General features: G+C 66.8%; 26 protein-coding genes. 4 read left to right on the forward strand and 22 right to left on the reverse strand.

The annotated features are described in order from the left end of the window. Positions 1-119 precede the first annotated feature (119 nt). From H9639_RS03890 to H9639_RS03910, 5 genes are all read right to left on the reverse strand, one after another. Complete coding sequence (locus tag H9639_RS03890; RefSeq protein WP_191806762.1) at positions 120-644, reverse strand: methylated-DNA--[protein]-cysteine S-methyltransferase; 525 nt, start codon at positions 642-644, stop codon at positions 120-122. A gap of 46 nt (positions 645-690) precedes the next feature. Continuing rightward, complete coding sequence (locus H9639_RS03895) at positions 691-1,926, reverse strand: DNA-processing protein DprA (protein WP_191806763.1); 1,236 nt, start codon at positions 1,924-1,926, stop codon at positions 691-693. Next, positions 1,923-3,476, reverse strand: coding sequence for a YifB family Mg chelatase-like AAA ATPase (locus tag H9639_RS03900; RefSeq protein ID WP_191806764.1), 1,554 nt, complete (start codon positions 3,474-3,476; stop codon positions 1,923-1,925). Before H9639_RS03900 ends, H9639_RS03895 begins: the two co-directional genes overlap by 4 nt. After that, positions 3,476-3,850 carry a YraN family protein gene (locus H9639_RS03905; protein WP_191806765.1) on the reverse strand — a complete coding sequence of 125 codons (375 nt, stop codon included), beginning with the start codon at positions 3,848-3,850 and terminating at the stop codon, positions 3,476-3,478. Before H9639_RS03905 ends, H9639_RS03900 begins: the two co-directional genes overlap by 1 nt. A gap of 122 nt (positions 3,851-3,972) precedes the next feature. Then, the gene (locus tag H9639_RS03910; protein WP_191806766.1) at positions 3,973-4,617 is read right to left on the reverse strand and encodes a 2'-5' RNA ligase family protein; all 645 of its coding nucleotides are present in this window, start codon (positions 4,615-4,617) and stop codon (positions 3,973-3,975) included. A gap of 51 nt (positions 4,618-4,668) precedes the next feature. Between H9639_RS03910 and H9639_RS03915 the strand changes: the two genes are divergently transcribed. Beyond that, positions 4,669-5,301, forward strand: coding sequence for a GNAT family N-acetyltransferase (locus H9639_RS03915; RefSeq protein ID WP_191806767.1), 633 nt, complete (start codon positions 4,669-4,671; stop codon positions 5,299-5,301). Here the strand turns inward: H9639_RS03915 and H9639_RS03920 are convergent. The 16 genes from H9639_RS03920 to H9639_RS03995 form a co-directional block, all read right to left on the reverse strand. Beyond that, a complete protein-coding gene (locus H9639_RS03920; RefSeq protein WP_066303048.1) occupies positions 5,279-5,602 on the reverse strand; it encodes a DUF2469 domain-containing protein in 324 nt (107 codons plus the stop codon). The two genes, H9639_RS03915 and H9639_RS03920, sit on opposite strands and share 23 nt — an antisense overlap. 7 nt (positions 5,603-5,609) lie before the next feature. Further along, positions 5,610-6,419 (reverse strand): ribonuclease HII, encoded by an 810-nt coding sequence (locus H9639_RS03925; protein WP_404799715.1) that lies wholly within the window; start codon positions 6,417-6,419, stop codon positions 5,610-5,612. Further along, on the reverse strand, positions 6,416-7,201 hold the full coding sequence (gene lepB, locus H9639_RS03930; RefSeq protein WP_225219091.1) for a signal peptidase I: 786 nt from the start codon (positions 7,199-7,201) through the stop codon (positions 6,416-6,418). Before lepB (H9639_RS03930) ends, H9639_RS03925 begins: the two co-directional genes overlap by 4 nt. Before the next feature lie 11 nt (positions 7,202-7,212). Further along, positions 7,213-7,863 (reverse strand): signal peptidase I, encoded by a 651-nt coding sequence (gene lepB, locus H9639_RS03935; protein WP_318241976.1) that lies wholly within the window; start codon positions 7,861-7,863, stop codon positions 7,213-7,215. A 61-nt stretch (positions 7,864-7,924) separates the two neighbouring features. Next, a complete protein-coding gene (gene rplS, locus H9639_RS03940; RefSeq protein ID WP_191806770.1) occupies positions 7,925-8,284 on the reverse strand; it encodes a 50S ribosomal protein L19 in 360 nt (119 codons plus the stop codon). A 302-nt stretch (positions 8,285-8,586) separates the two neighbouring features. Further along, positions 8,587-9,390 carry a tRNA (guanosine(37)-N1)-methyltransferase TrmD gene (gene trmD, locus H9639_RS03945; RefSeq protein WP_191806771.1) on the reverse strand — a complete coding sequence of 268 codons (804 nt, stop codon included), beginning with the start codon at positions 9,388-9,390 and terminating at the stop codon, positions 8,587-8,589. After that, a complete protein-coding gene (rimM, locus tag H9639_RS03950; RefSeq protein WP_191806772.1) occupies positions 9,391-9,933 on the reverse strand; it encodes a ribosome maturation factor RimM in 543 nt (180 codons plus the stop codon). It lies immediately after the preceding gene. 120 nt (positions 9,934-10,053) lie between these two features. Beyond that, complete coding sequence (locus H9639_RS03955) at positions 10,054-10,296, reverse strand: RNA-binding protein (RefSeq protein ID WP_066303058.1); 243 nt, start codon at positions 10,294-10,296, stop codon at positions 10,054-10,056. Position 10,297: 1 nt separating this feature from the next. Further along, a complete protein-coding gene (gene rpsP / locus H9639_RS03960) occupies positions 10,298-10,705 on the reverse strand; it encodes a 30S ribosomal protein S16 (protein ID WP_191806773.1) in 408 nt (135 codons plus the stop codon). 418 nt (positions 10,706-11,123) lie between these two features. Then, complete coding sequence (locus H9639_RS03965; RefSeq protein WP_191806774.1) at positions 11,124-12,011, reverse strand: VOC family protein; 888 nt, start codon at positions 12,009-12,011, stop codon at positions 11,124-11,126. 59 nt (positions 12,012-12,070) lie between these two features. Then, positions 12,071-12,577, reverse strand: coding sequence for a GNAT family N-acetyltransferase (locus H9639_RS03970; RefSeq protein WP_191806775.1), 507 nt, complete (start codon positions 12,575-12,577; stop codon positions 12,071-12,073). Beyond that, the gene (locus H9639_RS03975) at positions 12,577-13,290 is read right to left on the reverse strand and encodes an alpha/beta hydrolase (RefSeq protein WP_191806776.1); all 714 of its coding nucleotides are present in this window, start codon (positions 13,288-13,290) and stop codon (positions 12,577-12,579) included. The genes H9639_RS03970 and H9639_RS03975 overlap by 1 nt, the downstream gene beginning before the upstream one ends. A gap of 33 nt (positions 13,291-13,323) precedes the next feature. Beyond that, positions 13,324-13,872: an NUDIX domain-containing protein gene (locus tag H9639_RS03980; RefSeq protein ID WP_191806777.1), complete on the reverse strand. Its 549-nt coding sequence runs from the start codon at positions 13,870-13,872 to the stop codon at positions 13,324-13,326. Positions 13,873-13,972: 100 nt separating this feature from the next. Then, entirely contained in the window at positions 13,973-15,556 is a 1,584-nt protein-coding gene (gene ffh, locus H9639_RS03985; RefSeq protein WP_191806778.1) for a signal recognition particle protein, read from the reverse strand. A 224-nt stretch (positions 15,557-15,780) separates the two neighbouring features. Further along, positions 15,781-16,119, reverse strand: coding sequence for a P-II family nitrogen regulator (locus tag H9639_RS03990; protein WP_191806779.1), 339 nt, complete (start codon positions 16,117-16,119; stop codon positions 15,781-15,783). Beyond that, entirely contained in the window at positions 16,116-17,411 is a 1,296-nt protein-coding gene (locus H9639_RS03995; protein ID WP_191806780.1) for an ammonium transporter, read from the reverse strand. The genes H9639_RS03990 and H9639_RS03995 overlap by 4 nt, the downstream gene beginning before the upstream one ends. Positions 17,412-17,659: 248 nt before the next feature. Between H9639_RS03995 and H9639_RS04000 the strand changes: the two genes are divergently transcribed. Beyond that, complete coding sequence (locus H9639_RS04000) at positions 17,660-19,369, forward strand: hypothetical protein (RefSeq protein ID WP_225219092.1); 1,710 nt, start codon at positions 17,660-17,662, stop codon at positions 19,367-19,369. A gap of 91 nt (positions 19,370-19,460) precedes the next feature. Here H9639_RS04000 and ftsY read toward each other — a convergent pair whose 3' ends face one another. Further along, positions 19,461-20,657: a signal recognition particle-docking protein FtsY gene (ftsY, locus tag H9639_RS04005; RefSeq protein WP_191806781.1), complete on the reverse strand. Its 1,197-nt coding sequence runs from the start codon at positions 20,655-20,657 to the stop codon at positions 19,461-19,463. 111 nt (positions 20,658-20,768) lie between these two features. On the opposite strand from ftsY, the gene H9639_RS04010 reads away from it, so the two are divergent. Both H9639_RS04010 and H9639_RS04015 read left to right on the forward strand, forming a co-directional pair. Further along, positions 20,769-22,007, forward strand: a complete 1,239-nt coding sequence (locus H9639_RS04010; RefSeq protein WP_191806782.1) for an MFS transporter — start codon at positions 20,769-20,771, stop codon at positions 22,005-22,007. Further along, on the forward strand, positions 22,004-22,735 hold the full coding sequence (locus tag H9639_RS04015; RefSeq protein WP_191806783.1) for a glutamine amidotransferase: 732 nt from the start codon (positions 22,004-22,006) through the stop codon (positions 22,733-22,735). Before H9639_RS04010 ends, H9639_RS04015 begins: the two co-directional genes overlap by 4 nt. The last annotated feature ends 288 nt before the right edge of the window (positions 22,736-23,023 follow it).

The following is a 23,023-nucleotide window of genomic DNA, read 5'->3' on the forward strand; positions in this document are numbered from 1 at the left end:
TTGGGCCCGCCGGATCCCCCTCCGGGGTGTTCCCGGCAGGGTTTGTATCGTTCCCTGCGGCTGAGGTTCCCCTGCTGTTCTGGCTCACTGTCCCACTTTCCCCGCTTTTCGGGACGCCTTCAAGCAGGCACACCGGACCCGGAGCACTGCTGGCGGAGCGCGCCGGTCTGGGGTCCGGCTTCGAGCTCCAGCAGGGCGCGTTTGGCATCCACTCCGCCGGAGTAGCCGGTCAGGGCGCCCCTGGCCCCGACCACCCGATGCGTAGGCACCACAATATTCAGGGCGTTGCGGGAGAGCGCAGCACCTACCCCACGCGCCTTGGCTGCGTCACCGAGATCCAGAGCCAACTGTTTGTAGCTGCGGGTTTGGCCATACGGAATAGCGCTGACTGCGTCCCACACCTGCTGCTGGAAGGGCGTACCGGCCTGGCTGATTGGCAGGCTGAAACAGCACCGCCGACCGTCGAAGTACTCATCAAGCTGGCGTTCGGCTGCCTCGAACCCGGTGTCAGCCGCCAAACCATAGCGGGAAGCCACCGGGGACGCCGGGTCCGGCGCGGATGGTTCAACCGCGATGAGCACTGAGTCCTCCGCTACCAGCGTGAAGATTCCGAGTGGGGACGTGATGACTTTGTGGCTTCGCATAATGCTGTCCTTCCATAGATGGAGAAACTGAAAAATGGTTGGTGCGTTACCGCGCGGCACGCTGCCACAGTCCTGCCCGGGAGCGCCGGGCGAGGCCCTCCAGCTCCAGGCGCGCCAGACCGGCACGGACGGCCGGAACACCCAGGCCTGCCACAACAGCCAGTTTTTCCACCACGGCCCCGGACCGCAGCGGCAGGGCATCCAGCAGCAGGATGTCTTCGACAGCCAGACCATCGTGGTCCGCGCGTTGGTGGTCCCCGGTCTCCGGCTGGGTGTCACCCGGGGAAGCGGCGTGGGAGAGCCCAATCGGATCAGCCAGTTCCAGGATCTCGGATGCATCGGTCACGCAGACCGCGCTGCCGTCGCGGAGCAGCCGGTGACAGCCGGCGGAGTTGGCGGAATAGACCGGCCCCGGGACTGCCCCGACGCCGCGGCCGAGGCCGGCCGCGTGGTGCGCCGTGTTCAGTGCACCGGAACGCCAGCGCGCTTCCACTACGACGGTTGCCGCGCTGAGTGCTGCGATGAGGCGGTTTCGCTGCAGGAACCTCCATCGGGTGGGCGCGGATCCCGGTGGCACTTCGCTCAGGACCAGGCCCCGGTCCGCCACAGCGCGCAGCAGGTCCTCATTGCCCGCAGGATAGAAGCGGTCGACTCCGCCGGCCAGCACAGCGATGGTCCGGAGGGGTTCCCCCGGCTCCGGTCCATCCCGGTCCGCCACGGCGAGCGCGGACCGGTGGGCCTGCGCATCGATGCCGTAGGCACCTCCGGAAATGACTGTCCGGCCACGCTGCGCCAGGCCCGCGGCCAGGTCTCCGGTGATGGCCAGCCCGTAGGCGGTTGCATCCCGGGATCCGACAACCGCGATACAGTGCGGCGCAGCGGGCACGGCGGCACCTCCCCTGGCCCACAGACAGAACGGCATCCCCAGCCCCAGGTCATAGAGCGCCTCCGGCCAGCCGTGGTACTCCGGAACAAGCAGGGTTCCACCGAACCGAACAGCAGTGGCCAGGTCCCGGTCCGGGGCAAGGCCGGCAGCCCGTGGACGCCAGCGTTCCAGCGCCTCGGCCAGGGCCCGTCCGGGGGCACGGATGCCGCTTTCATCCAGCAGGCTGCTGACCCGGCGGCGTACGGCCTCCCCGGGCGGTTCCTCCCCGGACGCAATCCGGGCGGCGTGTTCCGGACCCACGGCTGTGACCAGTGCCTGGCCCATGGTGTCCGAGGGCTCGATGAGGCGGGACAGCGCGGCCCGTGCCCGGAGAATCCCGGGAACAGCCGCGTTCATGCGGCCACCGCCTGCTGCCGGAAACTGAGGGCCTGGCCGATGTCGTCGGCGTCCGGAGCGCTGTGCCCGGCCAGATCGGCGATGGACCAGGCCACGCGCAGCACCCGATCGTATCCGCGGGCGGTTAGGGACTGCCGATCCATGGCCCGGTCAAGGGCCTTCGTGGCGTTCACCGGCGGCTTCAGCGGGCCGCGCAGGACCGTGCCCGGGACCTCGGCGTTGGTCTCACAGCTCCACGGGCGGAGGCGCTCACGCTGGCGTTGCCGCGCCTGGACCACTCGCCGGGCAACATCCACAGTTTTCTCGGCACCACCGGCCGCTGCGAATTCCGGCAGCGAAACGCGGCGGATCTCCAGTTGCAGGTCCACCCGGTCAAGCAGCGGACCGGAAAGCCTGCCGAAGTAGCGGCGCCGCTGGAGTGCGCTGCAGGTACAGTCGATACCCTTTCCGCTTGCCAGTCCGCAGGGACAGGGGTTGGCTGCCAGCACCAGCTGGAAGCGTGCAGGGTACACAGCCGTGCCGGCGGCCCGGTGCAGTACCAGCGTGCCGCTCTCCAGCGGCTGGCGCAGGGCGTCCAGTACCCGTGCCTCGTATTCGGGTGCCTCGTCCAGGAAGAGAACTCCCCGGTGCGCACGGGACGCGGCTCCGGGACGCGGGATGCCAGCACCGCCTCCGATCACGGCCGCGGCAGTGGCGGTATGGTGTGGGCTTTCGAACGGCGGGCGCCGGATCAGCCCGGTGCAGGGACCGCCGCGGACATCGAGTGAATGGATGGCCGTGACTTCCATGGCTGCGGTGTCCTCCAAATCCGGCAGAAGGCCGGGCAGCCGTTCCGCGAGCATCGTTTTTCCTGCGCCCGGCGGACCCGTCATCAGCAGGTGGTGCGCACCGGCGGCGGCCACCTCCAGCGCAAACCGGGCTTCGGTCTGGCCGGCGATGTCTGCGAGGTCCGGATCCCCGCGCTGGGACCGGAGCTCCCCCTCATCGGTCCGCTGGTCCGGCTTGGCCGCCGGCGTATCCGGAGGGAAAACCAGCTGTTCGGGGTCGGCTCCGAACCGCCGGGCAACGGCGGCCAGGGAGGTGAACCCGCCCACCCGGGCGGCCGGCACCAGGGAGGCTTCAGCACCGTTGGCTTCCGCCACCACGATGTCCTGGAATCCGGCGTCGACGGCCGCCATCACCGAAGGAAGGATGCCGCGCAGCGGACGCAGCCTCCCGTCCAGACCCAGCTCGGCAAGGAACACTGTCCTGCCGGTATCCCGGATGTCTCCCGCTGCCGCCAGCGCCGCCATGACGATCGCCAGATCGAAGCCGGAGCCGCGCTTGTGGACATCCGCCGGCATGAGGTTCACGGTGATCTTCCGCCGGCTTAGTGGAAGCCCGGAGTTCTTCGCCGCTGATTTCACCCGGTCCCGTGACTCGTTCAGGGAGGCGTCCGGTAGACCCAGCAGGATAAACGCGGGGAGGTTCTGGCCAATGTCGGCCTCCACCTCGACGATTCTTCCTTCCAGCCCCGTCAGTCCCACCCCGTAGGTGCGACCCAGCCCCATCAGCCGATTCCTTTCAGGTGTTCGATGACGGGGTCCGGGTTTCCGGCCGAATCAGCGGACCCGGGCAGCAGCACGGAGACAGCGTCCACCCGCCAGTCCTTGGGTGAGGCCGGATGAGCCCGTGCCCAGGCGGCGGCTAACACGTACAGCCGGGCCAGCTTTGCGGAGCTGACGGCCTCAAACGGGTGCCCGTAGTTCAGGGACGACCGGGTTTTAACCTCCACCACCACCAAGGTGGCCCCGTCCCGTACCACGAGGTCTATTTCCCCCTGCGGACACCGCCAGTTCCGTTCGAGGATGTTGTATCCGGCGGCGGTCAGATGGTCCGCAGCGAGGTCTTCACCTGTCCGGCCTAAAGCATCTTTGGCTCTCATGCCTTCAGCCTGCCCGCGGGAATCCCGCTGGCCGAGGGGATGCCGTTCCGATGTGGGCAACGGGCTCGGCAGACACGGATGTGCAGGACTAGTCAGCTGAGCGGGCGCATCAGCAGGATGGGTCAGCTCCGGTACAGCACCGGCGTCGGCCGCAGCCGGACAGGCCGCAGATCCAGCACCGGCGGCGGTCCGCTGAAGCCGTGGAACCCATGCAGGAGGCTGACATGCGGATGCAGCCGCGCCGCGAATGCCAGCGCCGGATCCCCGGCAGCGTATCCAGCCGGGTCCGGCACCCCGCAGGCCGCCAGGAAGTCCAGCAGCACGCCGTACAGGGTGCGGTGGACCGCATCGAGCGTAGACGTCGAAGCGAACTCCACGGCAAGAGTGGAACCGTCCCGCCCGAAACCCGCCAGCCCGCGGGGCTCCAGGACAAAATCGTCCTCCGGCAGGGCGGCGGCGGTGGCCCTCAGATACCTGGCCAGGGCCCGGTCATAGGCGCCGGTTTCGACGCCGGTGGCCACCGTGAGCCGGCCAAACGCGTCGTCGGCCTTTCCGAAATGGATCAGGGTCAGGTGCAGCCGTCCTCCGGATACCCGCCGGGTCCCCGGTGCCCGGTCCCTGGCTGCTGCCTGAAGCCGGAGCAGTTCTGCCAGCCCCGCGCCGTCGGGCTTCAGCTGCGCATAGATGCGCGCACCGGAGAACGCGCCGGGAATTCCCGGTGCACCGGCGGTGGGAACTGGATCTGGATCTGGCAGCGAAGGGGCCACGAACGCAGTCTATGATGCCGTGGGCGCCCGCCGGCGCGGTACCTTGTAAAAATGGTGCTGGACATCCCGCGGCTGCAGGACGAATCGCTTGTGCTGCGGCCCCATGTGGAGGCGGACGCTGACGCCGTGCTGGCCCGGTCCCGGGATCCCCTCACGGTTGAATGGACGACGGTGCCGCTGGACTACACCCGCGAGATGGCGCTGAACTACGTCAACGCCGTAGGAGTTCCGCAGCAGGACAAGATCGCCTGGGCCCTGGAGCAGGACGGCAGGTACGCAGGCAGCATCGACCTGCGCTGGCAGGGCGCGGGAACCGGAGGGCTCGGATTCGTGACGGCGCCGGAGTTCCGTGGCCAGGGGCTGATGAGCCGCGCGGTGCGGCTGGCAATCACCTATGCCTTCGACTCCCTCGGCTGGGAACGCGTCAACTGGACGTCCAACGTCGGGAACATCGGCAGTTATAAACCCGTGTGGCGCAGCGGCTTCCCGCTTCCCGTGACAGTTCCGCGGATGCTCCCCCACCGGGGGGAAATGGTGGATGCCTGGTTCTCCGAGCTGGAGTCAGCTGCTCCCCGGGTTCCCAAAATTCTCTGGTCTGACTGTCTCCGGATGCTGCCGGTGGTGCCGCAGGGCGCGCCGCCTGACACGGCGCCCGGCTCCCCTAGTTCAGGTCGTCCGGCTTAGGCAGCGTGAGGTCGTCGTTGCGGGTGAGCTCCTCGACGTTGACGTCCTTGAAGGTGATCACCCGAACGCTTTTGACGAACCGGGCCGAGCGGTACACATCCCAGACCCAGGCGTCCTGCAGTGTGAGGTCGAAGTAGATTTCGCCGTCGGCCGAGCGGGCCTGCAGGTCCACGTGATTAGCCAGGTAGAAGCGCCGTTCAGTTTCGACGACGTAACTGAACAGGCCCACGACGTCGCGGTATTCGCGGTAGAGCTGCAGCTCCATATCCGTCTCGTAGTTCTCAAGATCCTCTGCGCTCATGGCACCATCATCCCCCAAGCGGGCCCGCAGCGGGCCCTTCCTCATCGGATCGCGCCGAGCCCAGCCGCCAGGAGAGGCGGTGGAGCGGTGAGGGACCGAGCTGGTCGATGGCCGCCCGGTGCGCCTCAGTGGCGTAACCCTTGTTGATCTCCCAGCCGTACTGCGGGTGCAGTGCGGCGTATTCGGTCATCAGCGCGTCGCGTTCCACCTTGGCCAGAACCGAGGCGGCTGCCACGCTGAGACAGGTCATGTCCGCTTTGATCCGCGTGTGCACGGGCGCCGTGCAGGCAGACTCGTCCTCCGCCTCGACGTCGTCGAACAGGCTGGCCTGAACGGCCGGTGAGAGCCAGTTGTGGTTGCCGTCCAGGAGCACGACGTCGGGCGTCAGGGTCTCGCGGACCTGCGTCCAGGCGCGGGTCCCGGCCAGGCGCAGCGCACCCATCAGTCCCAGCAGGTCGATTTCCGCGGCGCTGGCATGGCCCACACCCCAGGCCGGGCACCATTTCCGGATCAGCGGCGCCAATGTCTGGCGGTCGGCCGCGGAGAGCAGCTTGCTGTCCTTCACGCCTTTGAGCGCGCGGACGGAGTCCAGCTGGACTGCCACCAGGCCCACGCTGACCGGTCCGGCCAGCGCACCGCGTCCCACTTCATCGCATCCGGCGAGGACACGGTGTCCCAGGGCCGCGAACGTGCGCTCAAAACGCAGGGTGGGCGCCTTCGTGCCCGGGGTCCGCGGCCGCGCCGCACGGGTGGTCACCGCAGCGGCTGCCGTGGCACCTGCCGGAGCGCGCCGTCGTTCCTGGGGCTCAGCGGTCACGGTGCAACCGTAGCGCCGGCAGGGTCCGGCACGTTCTCGAAGACTTCGGGATAGCTTCCGATGAAGCCTGCCCGGCTCAGCGGCCAGGCAATGACCGATGCCTTGCCCTCAATATCGGAGATGTCGATGAACCCGCCGTTTGGACCATTCTGGTGCTCGCGGGAGTCCGCCGAAGCGTTGCGGTGGTCGCCCATCACCCACACCTTGCCGTCCGGAACCACCACGTCGAACGGGGTTTCCGAGGGGAGTGCTCCGGGGTACAGGTAGGGTTCGTCGATCGCCTGCCCGTTGATGGTGATTTTGCCGTCGGCGTCGCAGCACACGACGTGGTCCCCGGGCATGCCGATAACCCGCTTGACCAGGTGCTGCTCGGATTCGTCCGGGAGCAGGCCAACGAAGGTGAGGGCGTCCTGGATGAAGTTCCCGCCGCCGTTTTCCGTCGGCGGCAGCCAGGCCTGGGTGTCCTTGAAGACGATGACGTCGCCGCGCTCCAGGTCAAAAGGCTCCGGGACCAGCAGGTTCACGAAGATCCTGTCGTCAATCTCCAGTGTTTCCTCCATCGACCCGGAGGGAATGAAGAACGCCCGGAAGAGAAAGGTCTTAATCAGGAAGGACAGCAGCAAAGCGATGACGACGATCGTTGCGACCTCGCGCAGCCAGGAACCGAAGCCCCGGTTCTTGCCGTCCTTGCCGTTCTGCCCGGTCGAGTGGGCGGCGTGGGGGCGCGCTTCACCGGAAGCAGCGTTCCCGTCCTGGGGATCGTCCGGGAAGTCCTGCGCCATGTGCTGTCCTCTTATTCCGCTGAATTCCATACAGAATCCAACTCTAGCCGTTGAATCTCGGTGCTTCTTTCGAATGGCCATAGGATTTGCTGGGCGCGGCCAATCACCCGCTCCTCCGGGATGAGGCCGCCGCCGGGCGCGCCGAGCAGGGACCGGGAGTCAGCTGACTCGGACCGGTGGTCCCCCATCAGCCAGAGCCGCCCCTCGGGCACCACCACGTCGAAGGCCTGCTCGCTGGGTGAATCCTGCGGATAAAGGTACGGTTCCTCCACCGGCTGGCCGTTCACCGTGATCCGCGGATCTCCATCAGTGCAGCAGGCAACGCGGTCCCCGGCAACACCGATGACCCGTTTGACGTAGACCGTGTCGCTGCCCGTGAGCCCAAGCCACTGGCCTGCTGTCTTTACCGCCTGCGTGAGGACCGGATCTGAACTGCGCAGGGGCGCCAGGGAACCGCGGCCGTCAAACACGACGACGTCGCCGCGCTGGATGCTGCCGGTGCGGTACTCGGTCCGGGAGACCAGGACGCGGTCCCCCGGTTCCAGCAGCGGCTCCATGGACCCCGACGGAATGTAATAGACGTCGACGACGAAAGCGCGGAGCAGCCCGCCGAGGACGACGGCCCCAACCAGGGCCCAGAGCACGAAACGCCAGCCCGCAATGGACCGGCGTTTCGTGTGCTTCCGGGGGCTGGCCCCGTCTGCGGATGTATCAGACAAGAAATTACTTGGCGGGACGGAAGTCGCGCTTTTCCTTGATCTTGGCAGCCTTGCCGCGCAGGTCGCGCATGTAGTACAGCTTGGCACGGCGGACGTCGCCGCGGCTGACAATCTCAACCTTGTCGAGGACCGGGGAGTGTACCGGGAAGGTACGCTCCACGCCGACACCGAAGCTGACCTTACGGACCGTGAAGGTCTCGCGGAGGCCATCGCCCTGGCGCTTCATAACGAAGCCCTGGAAGACCTGAACACGGGTGTTCTTGCCTTCAACGATGTTGACGTGAACCTTGACCGTGTCACCGGCGCGGAACTCGGGGATGTCTGAACGCAGCGATGCTGCATCAACAGAATCTAGGATGTGCATTATTTGTCACTCCTGGTGAACGCCACAGGTCATTCACTTTGGTCACGGCGGCAAGGATGCGCAGTGAAGCGCACAAATACCGCCGAAGCTAAAGAAACCGGCGGTCCGGGAATCGGCGCCGGTGTGTCCTGCTGTTGGCCTCGCTCCCCCTGTGGCAGGTGCGGACCCAGATGACACAACTATCCATTCTGCCACACACCCGTCCGGCCGACCAACCGGCGGATAGGCTCCCGGCCCGGGCGCACGCGCGAATCGCGGCTCGGGATTCACGGCCCGGTCGGGGCTGAGGGAGCACGGCCCGGTCAGGGCTGAGGGAGCACGGCCTCCGCCGTGACCGTCCAGCCCAGCGCTGCCAGTGCGGCGCGGTCGGCCTTGTCCAGCAAGGCCGGGTCAAGCTTCGCAATCAGGTCCGGCCTGCGTTCGGCGGTCCGCCGAAGCTGCTCGTCCCGCCGGAACCGGGCGATCTTGGCGTGATTGCCGCTGAGCAGGACGTCCGGAATGGGCCGGTCCCGCCACTGCGAGGGCTTGGTGTACACCGGGTACTCGAGCAGGCCGTCGGAGTGCGATTCCTCCACCAGGGACTCCGGATTACCGACGACGCCGGGAACCAGGCGGCCGATGGCCTCCACCATGGCCAGCACCGCCACCTCTCCCCCGTTGAGGACGTAGTCGCCCAGGCTCATGGGCCGGACGTCGAAGTGTTCACCGGCCCATTCCAGGACGCGTTCGTCGATGCCTTCGTACCGCCCGCAGGCGAAGACCAGCTGCTGCTTCTCCGCGAGTTCGTAGGCGGTGGCCTGCGTGAACACCTCTCCCGCCGGCGAGGGAACGATCAGTGTGGGACGCTCCCCGCGTCCGGACGCATTCTCCGCCGGCTCACCGCTGAGCGCGGTGGACAGTGCCTCGGCCCACGGTTCGGGCTTCATGACCATGCCGGCGCCGCCGCCGTAGGGTGTGTCGTCCACTGTGCGGTGCCGGTCGGTGGTGAACGTGCGCAGGTCCTGTACCCGCACGTCCAGGATCCCGTCCTGCCGTGCCTTGCCGATCAGGGACAGGTCCAGTGCGGCGAGGTACTCCGGGAAAATCGAGAAGACGTCAATACGCACTTAGCGCCCAGCCCCGCCCTTGTCTGCCTCGGGCAGGTTCAGCTCAAACAGGCCGTCCGGCGGCGTCAGCAGCACATACCCGTCTTCGGTGTTCACCTCGGGAACAATGGCTTCCACGAACGGAACCAGGACCTCGCGGCCCGCAGTGTCCTCGATGATCAGCAGGTCCTGAACCGTGAGGGTGCGCAGCGCGGTGACGGTGCCAACGACGTCGTTACCCACCTTCGCTTTCAGGCCCACCAGTTCGTGCTCATACCAGCCTTCGCCGTCGTCGTCCGCGTCAGCTTCATCAGTGTCGATGAACAGCTTGACCCCGCGCAGCTCCTCAGCGCCGTTGCGGTCTTCGACTTCTTCGAAGCCGAGCAGCAGGATGTCCTTGTTCCAGCGCGCACTGATCACTGTCAGCGGGCCCTTGGCAGCCGGTTCAACGGTGAGGACGGCACCTGGAACAAAGCGGTCCTCAGGTGCATCGGTCAGGACCTGGACGGTCACTTCGCCCCGAATACCGTGGGGCTTGCCGATTCGTGCGACCTGCAACTGCATGGATTCTCCTTGGATCGAAAGGCTCGGCCAGAAAGGGCCGGTGCCGAAAAAACATCCGGCCCCTTCACCATTATCTGGTGCCGGGGCCGGATGCTAAGAACTGCTTGAATTGCTGGTGCGTCAGCGGCGGCGGTCCGTGTCGACGACATCAACACGTACCTGGTCGCTGCCGGCCAAGGCGGACATCACCGTGCGCAAGGCGCGGGCGGTACGGCCCTGGCGGCCGATAACCCGGCCGAGATCTTCCTGGTGAACACGCACCTCGAGGGTTTCCCCGCGGCGGTTGTTCTTGGCGGAAACCTTGACATCCTCAGGGGAGTCAACGATTCCACGGACGAGGTGCTCCAGCGCTTCAGCCAGCAATCTACTCAGCCTCAGCCTCAGTGGAAGCGGCGGCAGCCTCTTCCTTCTTGGCCTTCGGGGTGATTGCCTCGGGGACGATCACTGACTTCTTTTCGGGAGCCACGAAAGCTTCCTTCGGAGCCTTGGTACGCAGGGTACCTTCCTGGCCCTCGATGTTCTTGAACTTCTGCCAGTCACCGGTGATCTTCAGCAGAGCTGCGACCTGCTCGGTCGGCTGGGCGCCGACGCCGAGCCAGTACTGCGCGCGGTCTGACTTGATGTCGATGTACGACGGTTCCTCGGTCGGACGGTAAATTCCGATTTCCTCGATGGCACGGCCATCGCGCTTGGCACGGGAATCCATGACAACAACGCGGTAGTGTGCGGAGAACTTCTTACCAAGGCGCTTAAGGCGAATCTTTACGGCCACTTTTGTGGTCACTCCTGATCTGAAATGGGGCGAACCCGTACTTCTGCTCCCGTGGGGCGGGCCATAACGTTGGGGTTCAAAAGGACAAGATACTGCACGGAGAGAGGGGCCGCGCAGATCGAGTACCTGTCCATTGTGCCAGACGGGACCATCTTTCGCGACTCGCGGCGCTCCGCGGACCTGGCTGCTTAGTTGAGGCAGGATTGTCGGCGCTTGTTTCGTTCGGGACCCAATGGCGCCGACCCCCTCCCATCTGGGACATCCCTGCCATATCGGGACTTTCCTGCGCGGCGCCGTGGCAGGAAAGTCCCTTGGCGGCAGGAATGTCCCAAAACATGCAGAACCTCACTGCGCGACACTGCCGTCGGCGGCAGGACAAGCACCCCGCGGGGATCCGCCCGGACAGAACAGGGCGGAGCTAGGCTGCGGCGACGCGGAGGCGGTTGCGCCAGGGATCCTCGAAGCGCAGTTCAGCGCCGGTGTGGTGACTGGCAACCCCGGCGAATGCCAGTCTCTCGGCAAGGGCCCCGACCGCATCCTGATCCGGAACACTGATGAGCACCTCTCCCAGCCCGAGGGTGTCCCGGCGGGGGCCGGCACCGCGGCTGTTCCAGACATTCATGGCCATGTGGTGGTGGTAGCCGCCGGCCGAGACAAAAAGTGCCTGCCCATGGAAATCGGCGGTCCGCTCGAATCCGAGGGTGTCCACGTAGAACGCGGCGGCAGTGGCGGTATCCCCTACCTGCAGGTGCACATGGCCAACGCCGGTTCCGGCTTCGGACACACCGTCGAGTGCCGCCTGGGACAGGTGCTTGCGGAAATAGTCCTGGGGCGGCAGTGCCAGCGAGGCCATCCTGACCGTCCTGCCGTTCACATCCTGGTCCCAGTCCCAGTTTTCCCGCGGACGGTCCCAGTAGAGCTCAATTCCGTTCCCCTCGGGATCGGTGAAGTAGAAGGCCTCGCTGACCAGGTGATCGGCACTGCCAACGAAGGCTGTCGGATCATACTGCGCGGCCAGTGCCACGGTGGCCGCGAGGTCCGCCTGGGTTTCGAAGAGGATTGCGGTATGGAACAGACCCGCTTCCCCGCGCGCTGCGACCTGCAGTCCCCCAGCGGGCGCCAGATGGACCACCGGAACATTTCCGCGCCCGAGGAACAGTCCGCCGTCGGCTTCTGCCGCCACTTCCAGGCCCAGGGCGCCCTGATAGTAGGCGGACAACTTGGGCAGGTCCCCCACCTTGAGCATGACCGTCCCCATGGAGAGGTCAGCAGGCAGCAGGTCCGCAGAATTTACTTGAAGGTTCATGCAATCCATATTACTTGAAGCTTCGAGTAATCCCAAGAGGCCTCGTGAAGGAACTGGAACTAATCCGGTCCGAAGCGGATGGACATGGCGACGCGTCGTCCGGCGTCGTCCAGCCCGCACTCCGCTTCGCGACGGCGGAGCGCGGCCAGTTTGCCGTGCGGCTCAATGACCTCGAATCCGCAGCTGCGGTAAAAAGGTGCGTTGAACGGTACATCCAGGAACGTGCAAAGGGTCATTCCCGGGTAGCCGTGTGCCTGCGCCCAGTCCAGCGCGGCGCTGACAAGTGCCCGTCCCAGCCCCCGGCCCGCAGACGCAGGGTGCACTGACAGCTGCTCCAAGTGCGCAAAGCCGTCGACTTCCTCGATACGTGCGAACCCGGCGGCCGGGTCGCCGGCGACCAGCAGATGCAGTGCGGCGGCCAGCTCCACGGCAGCCGCCGGCGGGGGCAACCGCTCCAGCGCGGTGGGGTCAACTCCGGGCGCTGTGGTGAGCAGGGTGTCGGAGGCAGCTTCCAGGGCGGGAAGCCGGACCAGGTCCGCGGGGGTTGCGGTCCGGATGGAAGGCATCAGCCGGCCGCTGCCGCTGTGGCTGGCTGACTGCCGGCAAGGAACCCGCTGATCGCTTCCTGCCCCGCGTCCGTGTCCTGAGGGCGGTGGTTACCGCCGATGACCCGGTGGTCGGCACCCGTCGAGGCCAGGAACCCTGCCACTTCTTCATACAGTGGCTCCCATCCACCGGTCAGGACGAGGGTGGGGACTCCCGGGACAATCTCCAGCGGTGCCTCCCACGGCGGTGACTGCATCCGCTGCCGTGCCGCGGCGTAAGGATCTCCGTCGGCAGGAGCAGCCGCCTCCGCGGAGAACACCAGGCGGCGGTACTCGGCGGCGTACTCCTCGTCGCTGAGGAGCCGGGCATTGCTGAATAGCGCCTGCAGATGCTGACGGTGGGCCGAGGTGGCCGGCAGGTCACGGGTGAGTGAAAAAACTGCAGGCTCGCACAGGGTCAGGGACCAGACGCGCTCCGGAGCCAGCACTGCCGCCAACATGGCGGAAATAGCGCCTTCGGCATGTGCGACGACGTGGCCTCCGGCACCGAGCGCTGCCAGGACGGCGGCGGCATCGGCACGGTGATCGGTGGGAGCCGGCGGCAGATCCGGGCGGTAACCATGCCTGCGCAGGAACAGGGCGTCGTACCTGCCTGCCAGGAAATGCTGCCGGGGCCACGCGGCGGCGCCAACGCGGCCGGCACCGTGCACAAAAACAACGCGTTGCTGAGCCATTCAAACAGCGTATCGCCGCTGGGCCGGGGCGGTTTACCCCAGCAGGTGTGACACTTCCGGCAGGCGCGGCATCAGAGCCGGAGCACCGGTGGGGCGGGGAACGTCCACCGTGGTGGCGTGTCCGTCCACCAGCTCCGCCACCCCCTGCATTTCCAAGGCGCGCAGGCCCGCTGCCAGGCGGGCTGCCTCCGGTGCGTCGAGCAGCCGTGTGCAGTCCGCTGCGGGAAGAAATCTGGCCTGGAGAGAACCACCCGCGGCACGGAACTCGCTGGTGGCGGCGGCGATCGAACCGCCGTCGTAGACAAAGGACAAGGCGCCGCCGTCCTGCGCAGGCACCACAGAACAGTCGAACACAAGCATCCTGCCGGCCTGGACCCGGTCCCCCAGCACAGCCGAGGCTTCCCGGGCGGCTGCCGAGCGCGGGTCTTCCCCGGATTTGACCACTCCACCGGGCAGCGCCCAGGGGCCGTTGCCGGCACGCACTATCAGGATTCCGCCGGAGCCGTCCCGGAGCAGCAGCGAGGTGTCCACCCGGCGCCGGAACACACTGCCATAGAAGCGTGTCAGTCCCTGTCCTGCCAAAGCCTGCCCTCCGCACCGGTGGTTACTGCGTGAATTCGCAGAAGCCTATCCTGTGCGCCGGAGCGAATGCCGGCGCACAGCCACAGCCGTTACCGGGAGCTTACTTGCCGAGGAATTTCTCGAAGCCCTTCGGCAGGTTCAGTGAGGAGGGATCGAAGTCGCCGCCCTGCGCTCCGAAAGCGGAGCCGGCGGGCAGGGACTTGCGGGCACCGGCGCGCCGGGCCTCCGCTTCGGCCAGCTCCTGGGCGGCCTTGGCCGGGTTGCCGGAGCGGGCCTTCTTCTTGCCCTTGGCAGCCTGCTGCTTCTTGCGTCCGCCGCTGAAGCCACCCGGGCCGGCCATTCCCGGCATTCCGGGAATACCGCCGCCGGCAGCCATTTTCTTCATCATCTTCTGGGCCTGCGCAAAGCGTTCCAGCAGACCGTTCACTTCGGAGACGTGGACACCGGAGCCGCGGGCGATCCGGGCGCGCCGGGAGCCGTTAATGATCTTCGGGGCAACCCGCTCGTGCGGCGTCATGGAACGGACGATTGCTTCGACGCGGTCGATTTCGCGCTCGTCGAAGTTTTCCAGCTGCTCACGCATGCCGGCTGCGCCGGGCATCATCATGAGCATCTTCTTCATGGAGCCCATGTTGCGCAGCTGCTGCATCTGCGCGAGGAAGTCGTCGAGGGTGAAGTCCTCCTGGTCGGCGAACTTCTTCGCCATGCGGGCGGCTTCGTCCTTGTCCCAGGACTTCTCCGCCTGCTCAATGAGCGTGAGGATGTCGCCCATATCCAGGATGCGGCTGGCCATGCGGTCCGGGTGGAAGACTTCGAAGTCCTTCAGGCCTTCACCGGTGGACGCGAACATCACGGGCTTGCCGGTGACGGACGCTACGGAGAGCGCGGCACCGCCGCGGGCATCGCCGTCGAGCTTTGTGAGGACGACGCCGGTGAAGTTCACGCCTTCGTTGAACGCCTGCGCGGTGGCGACGGCATCCTGGCCGATCATCGCGTCAATGACGAAGAGGACCTCGTCCGGAGTGATCGCGGCGCGGATGTCTGCTGCCTGCTGCATCAGTTCCGCGTCAACGCCCAGGCGTCCGGCGGTGTCGACAATAACGATGTCGTGCAGCTTGGTCCGGGCTTCCTCCACACCCTGGCGGGCGACGGTAACCGGATCTCCCGTTGCGGCTTCGAACTCGGAGCTCACGCCCGGGTGGGGTGCGTAGACCGGAACACCGGCGCGTTCGCCGTTGACCTGCAGCTGCTTGACGGCGTTGGGGCGCTGGAGGTCGGCGGCGACCAGCAGCGGGCTGTGGCCCTGGTCCTTGAGGTAGCGCGAAAGCTTGCCGGCCAGCGTCGTCTTACCGGCGCCCTGGAGGCCCGCGAGCATGATGACGGTCGGGGGGTTCTTCGCGAAGGTGAGGCGGCGGGTCTGTCCGCCCAGGATGCCGACGAGTTCTTCGTTGACGATCTTGACGACCTGCTGGCCCGGGTTCAGGGCCTGCGACACCTCGGAGCCCAGGGCACGTTCCTTGACCGAAGCGGTGAAGCTGCGGACTACGGGGACGGCGACGTCGGCATCGAGGAGGGCGCGGCGGATTTCCCGCACTGTGGCATCGACGTCGGCTTCGCTCAGCCGCCCCTTCCCACGCAGGTTCTTGAACGTGGAAGTCAACCGGTCAGACAGTGAATTGAACACGCGCTGCGCACTTCTTTCATCAGGTAGTTCGCCATGTTTGCCAGGCCCAGCTGTTAAGGGTACCAAGCGCCGGTGGGTATTGGCCGCACGGTTCTTCTCTTCCTCCCGCCGGCGGGGAGGTTGCGGCACACCCAGCCATTCCTGGTCTTTGCAGCCAAACGAAGGAACCGCCCGGCTGGATGGCAGCCGGACGGTTCCTTTCTCAGATGCCCTGTGGGTGGAAGCTAGAGAGCGGAGTCGCCCCGTTCACCGGTGCGGACGCGCAGTGCCTCTTCGACGTTGGTCACCCACACCTTGCCGTCGCCGGCGCGGCCGGTGTTGGCGGTGGAAACCAGCACGTCCACAATGTCGCTGACCCATTCGTTGGCGGCCAGGACTTCGACGCGGATCTTGGGCAGCAGGTCCACGGTGTACTCCGCGCCGCGGTAAACCTCGGTGTGGCCGCGCTGACGGCCGTAGCCGTTGGCCTGGCTGACCGTCAGCCCCTGGACGCCGTAGCTTTCCAGTGCGCCGCGGATTGAGTCGAACTTCTCGGGCCGGACGATTGCGGTGACAAGTTTCATGAGTTGACGCTCTCCTTGCTGGCTGCGGGTGCGGTTTCGGCGGCCGGGCGGAACGAGCCGCCGACGCCAACTCCGCCGAGTTCGTAGGCGCTCTCAGCATGTTCGCTGAGGTCAACGCCGGTGATTTCCTGTTCCTCGGAGACCCGGAAGCCAATGGTCTTGTGAATTGCGAGACCGATGATCAGGGTCATCACGGCCGAGAAGATGACGGCCACGATCGTCGCGGCGAGCTGGGCACCGAGCTGGGCGAATCCGCCGCCGTAGAACAGTCCGCCGCCGGCGCCGTCGACCGGAAGGGCGATGAATCCCAGCGCCACAGTTCCGATCAGACCGGCTACCAGGTGGACCCCCACAACATCCAGGGAATCGTCGTAGCCGAGCTTGTACTTCAGTCCGACGGCGAGCGCCGCCACGATGCCGGCCACCAGGCCGAGCCCGAGTGCCCCCGCGGGGCTGACGCTGGCACAGGCCGGCGTGATCGCTACCAGGCCGGCGACGATGCCCGACGCCGCACCCAGGGAGGTGGGGCGGCCGTCCCGGATCCGTTCGGTGAGCAGCCAGCCAATCATCGCCGCTGCGGGTGCAGCCAGGGTATTGACCCAGATCAGCCCGGCCTCCTCCGCGGTGCCGGCAGCACCGCCGTTGAAGCCGAACCAGCCGAACCACAGCAGTGCCGCTCCCAGCATCACGAAGGGAATGTTGTGCGGACGGTGGCTGGGATCCGTTCCAAAGCCCCGGCGTTTGCCGATGATCAGGGCCAGGACCAGGGCTGCGACACCGGCGTTGATGTGCACCACGGTTCCGCCGGCGAAGTCGATGGCTTCACCGACCACGGAGCCGACGGCGCCGTCGGCACCGAGCAGGCCGCCGCCCCAGACCATAAATGCCAGCGGGCAGTAGACCAGGGTGACCCAGACCGGGACGAAAACGGCCCAGGCGCTGAACTTCGCCCGATCGGCGATGGCGCCGCTGATCAGTGCCACGGTGATGATCGCGAACGTAGCCCCGAAGCCGGCGCTGATCATGTCCTCGGTACCGATCAGGTCCTCAAGCCCGAATGAGGCAAAGGGGCTGCCGAACAGGCCGGCGACACCTTCCCCGCCCGTCATGGAAAATCCCCAGAGAACCCAGACGACGCCGACCAGCCCGATCGACACAAAGCTCATCATCATCATGTTCAGTGCCGCTTTGGCCCGGGTCATACCGCCGTAAAAGAATGCCACTCCGGGGGTCATGAGCAGCACCAGGGCCGCCGATACCATCACCCAGACGTGACCTGCTGACAGATCCATCTCCACGTCCTTCCACGATCCGCGGGCATCTCCCGCGTAGAGAACTCTGCCGGGGCGAGGTTTCGGCATTCGGCCGGATCCATTGCCGGCAGATTACAAAGCGCCCCGCTGCGTAAAACCGCGGTGACGGGAAGGTTTCGCTGAGGTTACTCCGGCCCTGAACCGCCGGGCGTGCTGCGTCACAGGACAGTTCACGGCCGCGGCTAGGATGTTCCCTGAGTCTCACTACCCCCGGAGGAATATCCCCCATGCCTGATAACCCGCCCCTGCCCGGACGGACTTCGCCCGCCAGCCAGGACCCGCCACGCCGGCGGCGCCGCCGGCCATCCCGCCCGGGACGGGCGAAATGGATAGCTGCCGGGACCGCCGCGGTTCTCCTGGCTGCAGGAGGAATCAGCATCCCGCTCCTCCTCGACGATTCTGCGGCGGCCCCGGCGCCGGTGCCGGCGGAGCCCGAAACCACCGCGGTGGCGGAAACCCCGCTCCCGCCGGAACCGGTTTTTACCTACTACAACCAGATCGGTCCGCCCGAGGGATCTCCCCTGACGGCCGTGGAGCCGCTGGCGCTGACGGTGGGCACCCAGAAGACCGGAACCTCCCTGACGGACGGGCTGGTGGGCCTGTCCCTGGAAGCCACCGACCTGGCGGATCCGGCTATGTCCGGTGAGAACCCGGAGATGGTCCAGTCGCTCACCGGCTTGGGCAAGCCCCTGCTGCGTTTCGGTGGAAACGCCGTGGACCGGCGGTTCTTCTGGACCTCCGCCGGCGAACCGGTTCCGAGCAACCTGACGGGGGACAAGGCGCATCCCGTGCGCGCTGTCACCCCCGCTGACCTGGAACGGGTGAACACCCTGCTGCTGGCAGTGGATGGCTCCATCAACCTGACCGTTGATTTGGGTCATTATGATCCTGCGCGAGCCGCCGACATGGCAGCCCATGCCTCCCGGATCTTCGGTGACCGGCTGGCGGGAATCACGGTGGGCAATGAGCCCAACGGCTACGCCAGCAACGGCCTGCGGGATTCCAAATGGACGGTTGACGACTACCTGACGGAATTGAAGGCGTACGCCCAGGCCATCTACGCGGCGGCGCCGGAGGTGAAGATCATTGGTCCCGGCGTTTATGAGCAGTCCTGGTGGGCGCCGTTCGCGTCCGTGGACCTGCCGCAGGAAAAGATCTTCTCCTTCCACCACTATCCGCTTTCCAGCTGTGACGGGGCGAAGGATCCGGGTGGCGCGCCGGTCCTGGCGAACCTGATGAGCCAGAATATCCACGACCATGCCGACCGGTACCGCGGGGCCGCCCTGGAGCCCGCGTCGGCAGCGGGCCTGGAGACCTGGATCACCGAGACCGGAGTTTCGGCCTGCCCCGGCTCGAATGAAACCACCAAGACCCACGCCTCAGCACTCTGGGCAGCCGATTACGCCATCAGCGGCGCCCAGCTGGGTATCAGCCGCCTGAGTTTCCACAGTTCCCTGATCACCTGCAAGGGCGGGCCGCCCATGTCTGCCATCTGCACCGGCGGCGAGTACCTGCAGCCCAACGGAGCCGTGGATGAACGCGCCAACTACTACGGGCTGTCCATGATCGCCGAAATGCAGCCCGGCGAGTTCCTGGCCGTGGAAGAGACCGGCGGCGGCCTGAGCCATGCCTACGCGGTACGCCATGCGGACGGCAGTGTCAGCGTGGTGCTGGTGAACGCCAACAACCCGGAAACCGACGCACAGCTGAGCGTCAGCCTGAAGCTTCCCGGCCGCCCGCTCACCGCCGCGATGTCCCAGCTGACCGGTTCCTCCTACGCTTCGGAGGACAGCACCCTGATCGACGGGCAGCTTACGGAAGCCGTGCCCGTCAGCGAGCGCCTGACGCTCCCCGGGTTTGCCTACGGCTCGGAAACCCAGGACTTTGTCCTGACCGCCGGCACGGTAACCGTCCTGAACTTCACGTTCCAGGAGTAACCGCACGGGCACCAGGTCCCGACCAAAAAGCTCCCCGCACCGGAACCGGTGCGGGGAGCTTTTGTGTTGCAAAGCTTGGGAAAGAAGGAGGTCAGGAGAGCAGCGCGTCCACGAACTCTTCGGCCTCGAAAGGTGCCAGATCGTCCGGGCCCTCGCCCAGGCCGACCAGCTTCACCGGCACACCCAGGGTGCGCTGGATAGCGACGACGATCCCGCCCTTGGCGGTTCCGTCCAGTTTGGTCAGCACGATGCCGGTGATGTTGACGACCTCAGCGAAGACCTTCGCCTGGGTCAGCCCGTTCTGGCCGGTGGTGGCGTCCAGGACCAGAAGGACCTCGTCCACCTCGGCCTGCTTTTCGATGACGCGCTTGACCTTGCCAAGCTCGTCCATCAGGCCCACCTTGTTCTGCAGGCGCCCGGCGGTGTCGATCAGCACGGTGTCCACCTCGCCGTCGATCCCCGCCTTCACCGCTTCAAAGGCGACCGACGCCGGATCGGCGCCGTCGACGTCGGAGCGTACGGTCGGCACGCCCACGCGCTGGCCCCAGGTGGCCAGCTGCTCGGCGGCCGCGGCGCGGAAGGTATCCGCAGCGCCCAGGAGAACATCCTTATCCTCGGCGACGAGCACCCGGGCCAGCTTGCCGACCGTTGTGGTCTTGCCGACGCCGTTGACGCCCACCACCATCACGACGGCGGGCTTGTCCGCGTGGCGTTCCACGGCCAGGGAACGGTCCATGGTGGGGTCCACCAGCTTGATCAGCTCTTCGCGCAGCATCCCGCGGACTTCCTGCGGGTCGCGGCTGCCGGAAATACGCACCCGTTCGCGCAGCGCGTCCACCAGTTCCATGGTGGGTTCGGTCCCGAGGTCTGCCAGCAGCAGTGTCTCCTCGATTTCCTCCCAGACGTCCTCATCAATCTTGTCGCTGGAGAGCAGCGCCAGCAGGGCCTTGCCCAGGGCGTTGTTGGACTTGGAGAGCCGGGCGCGCAGCCGGGCCAGCCGGCCCTGGACGGGTTCGGGGGTTTCCAGCGCCGGAGCGGTCGGGCGCGCCGGAGCTTCCTCCAGGTCCCGCAGGTCGTCGGGGACCGTGACGGCGGTGTCCGTCCCAGGCTCCGCCGTTCCCGGACGGTCCAGGACGGCGGTGCTGCCTCCGGGCTGGTCGTCGGCGTCGCGGGTCGTGGGGTACATGCCCTTGGGCGTACGCCGGGTGCGCACGAGCAGCGCCGCAATCGAACCGATCACGGCAAGCCCGATGACCACATAGATCACTATCGAAAGAGTCTCATTCACGCTTTCCAGCATGTCATACGCCACAGCTGCGGGGCACCCGCCGCGGCCGGCGGGCGCACCCCCGTCCGCCCCAGGCGGAACGGCGGAGGATTCTGCGAGAATCAGATCATCATGGTGCGTTCTCCCCGGATTCCGATCCCCCGCGAAATCAAAGTCCTTATCGCTGCAGCCTTCCTCATCGCCCTGGGCTTCGGCCTGGTGGCGCCGGTCCTGCCGCAGTTTGCCCAGAGCTTCAACGTGGGCGTCGCTGCCTCCTCGGTGGTGGTCAGCGCCTTCGCCTTCACCCGGCTGGTCTTCGCCCCTGCCGGCGGCGTGCTGCTGGAGAAGCTCGGCGAACGCCCGGTCTACGTTATGGGACTGCTGATCGTGGCTCTGTCCACCGCGGCGTGTGCGTTTGCCGAAAACTACTGGCAGCTGCTCATCTTCCGCGGCCTGGGCGGCATCGGATCCACCATGTTCACGATTTCAGCCATGGCGCTGATCATCCGCCTGGCGCCGCCGGCCATCCGCGGCCGGATTTCCGGCGCCTATGCTTCCTCCTTCCTGCTCGGCAACATCGGCGGGCCGCTGCTGGGCGGGCTGCTGGCCGGGTTTGGGCTCCGGGTGCCGTTCCTGGCCTACGCTGCGGCGCTGCTGGTCACCGCGGTGTTTGTAGCTGTCATGCTGCGGGATGCCAAGGGTGCCAGGCCCGGCCCGGACGCCGGACCCGCCCCCGTAAACCTGACCGTCCGCGAAGCCCTTTCCGACTCCGCGTACCGGGCCGCCCTGGTCTCCAGCTTCGCCAACGGCTGGTCCTCCTTCGGGGTCCGGAACTCCCTGCTGCCGCTGTTCGCGGCAGCAGTACTGTCTGCCGGGCCGGAAATCGCCGGCATCTCGCTGACGGCCTTCGCGGCCGGCACGGCCCTTGCCCTGACGTTCTCCGGCCGGCTGGCGGACAGCTGGGGACGCAAGCCGCTGGTCATCACGGGGCTGGCAATCAATGCCGCGGCCACTGCCGCCATCGGCTTCTCCGGGTCCGTGGCCGTGTTCCTGATCGTCTCCGGCATCGCCGGGATCGGCACGGGCCTGCTGAACCCGGCGCAGCAGGCGGCGGTGGCCGACGTCGTTGGCAGCGGCCGCAGCGGCGGCAAGGTCCTGGCCGCCTTCCAGATGTCCTCCGACACCGGCGCCATCATCGGCCCCATCCTTGCCGGTGTGCTGGCAGACCGGTTCGGCTATACCTGGGCCTTCGCGCTCACCGGCGCGATCGCTGCCGTGGCCCTGCTGGTGTGGCTCGGTGCCCGCGAATCCCTGGCACCCCAGATGCGGGTGAAGCGGGCGCGCGGGACGCGCACTACCATCGAGGAATGAAGCCCTTCCTGCTGCTGGCCTCGCGCGCCGAAGACGGTGCCGCCGAGGAGGAATATGAGTCGTATCTGAGATTCGGCGGCCTGCTGCCTGCCCAGCTGCACCGGGTCCGGATGGAAGCCGCGCCCCTGCCGGAAATCGATCTGGACCGCTACAGCGGGATCATCGTGGGCGGCAGCCCCTTCAATTCCTCTGACGCCGAAGAAACCAAATCTCCCCTGCAGCTGCGGGTGGAAAAGGAACTCGGCGCTCTGCTCGATGTTGTGGTGGCCCGGGACTTCCCCTTCCTCGGCGCCTGCTACGGAGTCGGCACGCTGGGCCGGCACCAGGGCGCCGTCGTCGACCGTCAGTTCGGTGAGGCAATCGCTGCGGTGCCGGTGTCCCTCACCTCCGAAGGCCGCAGGGATCCGCTGCTGGACGGCCTGCCGGATACGTTCGACGCGTTTGTGGGCCACAAGGAGGCCGTCTCCAAGCTCCCGGCCCATGCTGCGAACCTCGCCGGCTCCCCCGGCTGCCCGGTGCAGATGTTCCGGGTCCGGTCCAATCTCTACGCCACCCAGTTCCATCCTGAGCTGGATGTGGCCGGGCTGCTGACCCGCATTTCGGTCTACCGCAATGCGGGGTATTTCCCGCCGGAGGAAGCCGACGCCGTGATGGACTCAATCCGTTCCCGGAACGTCAGTGTCCCTCCCCTGATCCTGCGGAACTTCACCGCCCGCTACGCGCGCTAGTTTCCCCATCTGATCCGGGGTGGGCGGCTGGGTGCACATCCGCGTCGTTCACCGTTCCCCTCCGTTTTGGGAAAACCCCGCCGGTTCGTGACACCGTTCCCCTCCGTTTTGGGAAAACCCCGCCGCGATGGGATTTCCCTCCGCCGCGCAACGGCAGGAAAATCCCATTCCGGACGATTTAGCCCAGAACGGAGGGTTTCCGGAGCTTGTCCCGGCCGGGTCGGCGGGCCGAACCCCGGCGGGCAGCCAGGCGTGGCAGCCACACGGGCAGCCAGGCGGGGGCAGCCA

The organism is Arthrobacter gallicola (assembly GCF_014836775.1).
Classification (GTDB): domain Bacteria; phylum Actinomycetota; class Actinomycetes; order Actinomycetales; family Micrococcaceae; genus Arthrobacter_B; species Arthrobacter_B gallicola.

What these genes read in the sequence shown, in the direction of transcription:
- H9639_RS03900 (WP_191806764.1), bottom strand. Translation starts at nt 3,476, where the DNA reads ATGGGGCTGGGTCGCACCTACGGGGTGGGACTGACGGGGCTGGAAGGA.
- H9639_RS03990 (WP_191806779.1), bottom strand. Translation starts at nt 16,119, where the DNA reads ATGAAACTTGTCACCGCAATCGTCCGGCCCGAGAAGTTCGACTCAATC.
- H9639_RS03995 (WP_191806780.1), bottom strand. Translation starts at nt 17,411, where the DNA reads ATGGATCTGTCAGCAGGTCACGTCTGGGTGATGGTATCGGCGGCCCTG.
- H9639_RS03970 (WP_191806775.1), bottom strand. Translation starts at nt 12,577, where the DNA reads ATGCCTTCCATCCGGACCGCAACCCCCGCGGACCTGGTCCGGCTTCCC.
- H9639_RS04015 (WP_191806783.1), top strand. Translation starts at nt 22,004, where the DNA reads ATGAAGCCCTTCCTGCTGCTGGCCTCGCGCGCCGAAGACGGTGCCGCC.
- H9639_RS03965 (WP_191806774.1), bottom strand. Translation starts at nt 12,011, where the DNA reads ATGAACCTTCAAGTAAATTCTGCGGACCTGCTGCCTGCTGACCTCTCC.
- H9639_RS03895 (WP_191806763.1), bottom strand. Translation starts at nt 1,926, where the DNA reads ATGAACGCGGCTGTTCCCGGGATTCTCCGGGCACGGGCCGCGCTGTCC.
- H9639_RS03890 (WP_191806762.1), bottom strand. Translation starts at nt 644, where the DNA reads ATGCGAAGCCACAAAGTCATCACGTCCCCACTCGGAATCTTCACGCTG.
- H9639_RS03905 (WP_191806765.1), bottom strand. Translation starts at nt 3,850, where the DNA reads ATGAGAGCCAAAGATGCTTTAGGCCGGACAGGTGAAGACCTCGCTGCG.
- H9639_RS03915 (WP_191806767.1), top strand. Translation starts at nt 4,669, where the DNA reads ATGGTGCTGGACATCCCGCGGCTGCAGGACGAATCGCTTGTGCTGCGG.
- lepB (WP_225219091.1), bottom strand. Translation starts at nt 7,201, where the DNA reads ATGGCGCAGGACTTCCCGGACGATCCCCAGGACGGGAACGCTGCTTCC.
- H9639_RS03975 (WP_191806776.1), bottom strand. Translation starts at nt 13,290, where the DNA reads ATGGCTCAGCAACGCGTTGTTTTTGTGCACGGTGCCGGCCGCGTTGGC.
- H9639_RS04010 (WP_191806782.1), top strand. Translation starts at nt 20,769, where the DNA reads ATGGTGCGTTCTCCCCGGATTCCGATCCCCCGCGAAATCAAAGTCCTT.
- H9639_RS03920 (WP_066303048.1), bottom strand. Translation starts at nt 5,602, where the DNA reads ATGAGCGCAGAGGATCTTGAGAACTACGAGACGGATATGGAGCTGCAG.
- rplS (WP_191806770.1), bottom strand. Translation starts at nt 8,284, where the DNA reads ATGCACATCCTAGATTCTGTTGATGCAGCATCGCTGCGTTCAGACATC.
- rimM (WP_191806772.1), bottom strand. Translation starts at nt 9,933, where the DNA reads ATGCAGTTGCAGGTCGCACGAATCGGCAAGCCCCACGGTATTCGGGGC.
- H9639_RS04000 (WP_225219092.1), top strand. Translation starts at nt 17,660, where the DNA reads ATGCCTGATAACCCGCCCCTGCCCGGACGGACTTCGCCCGCCAGCCAG.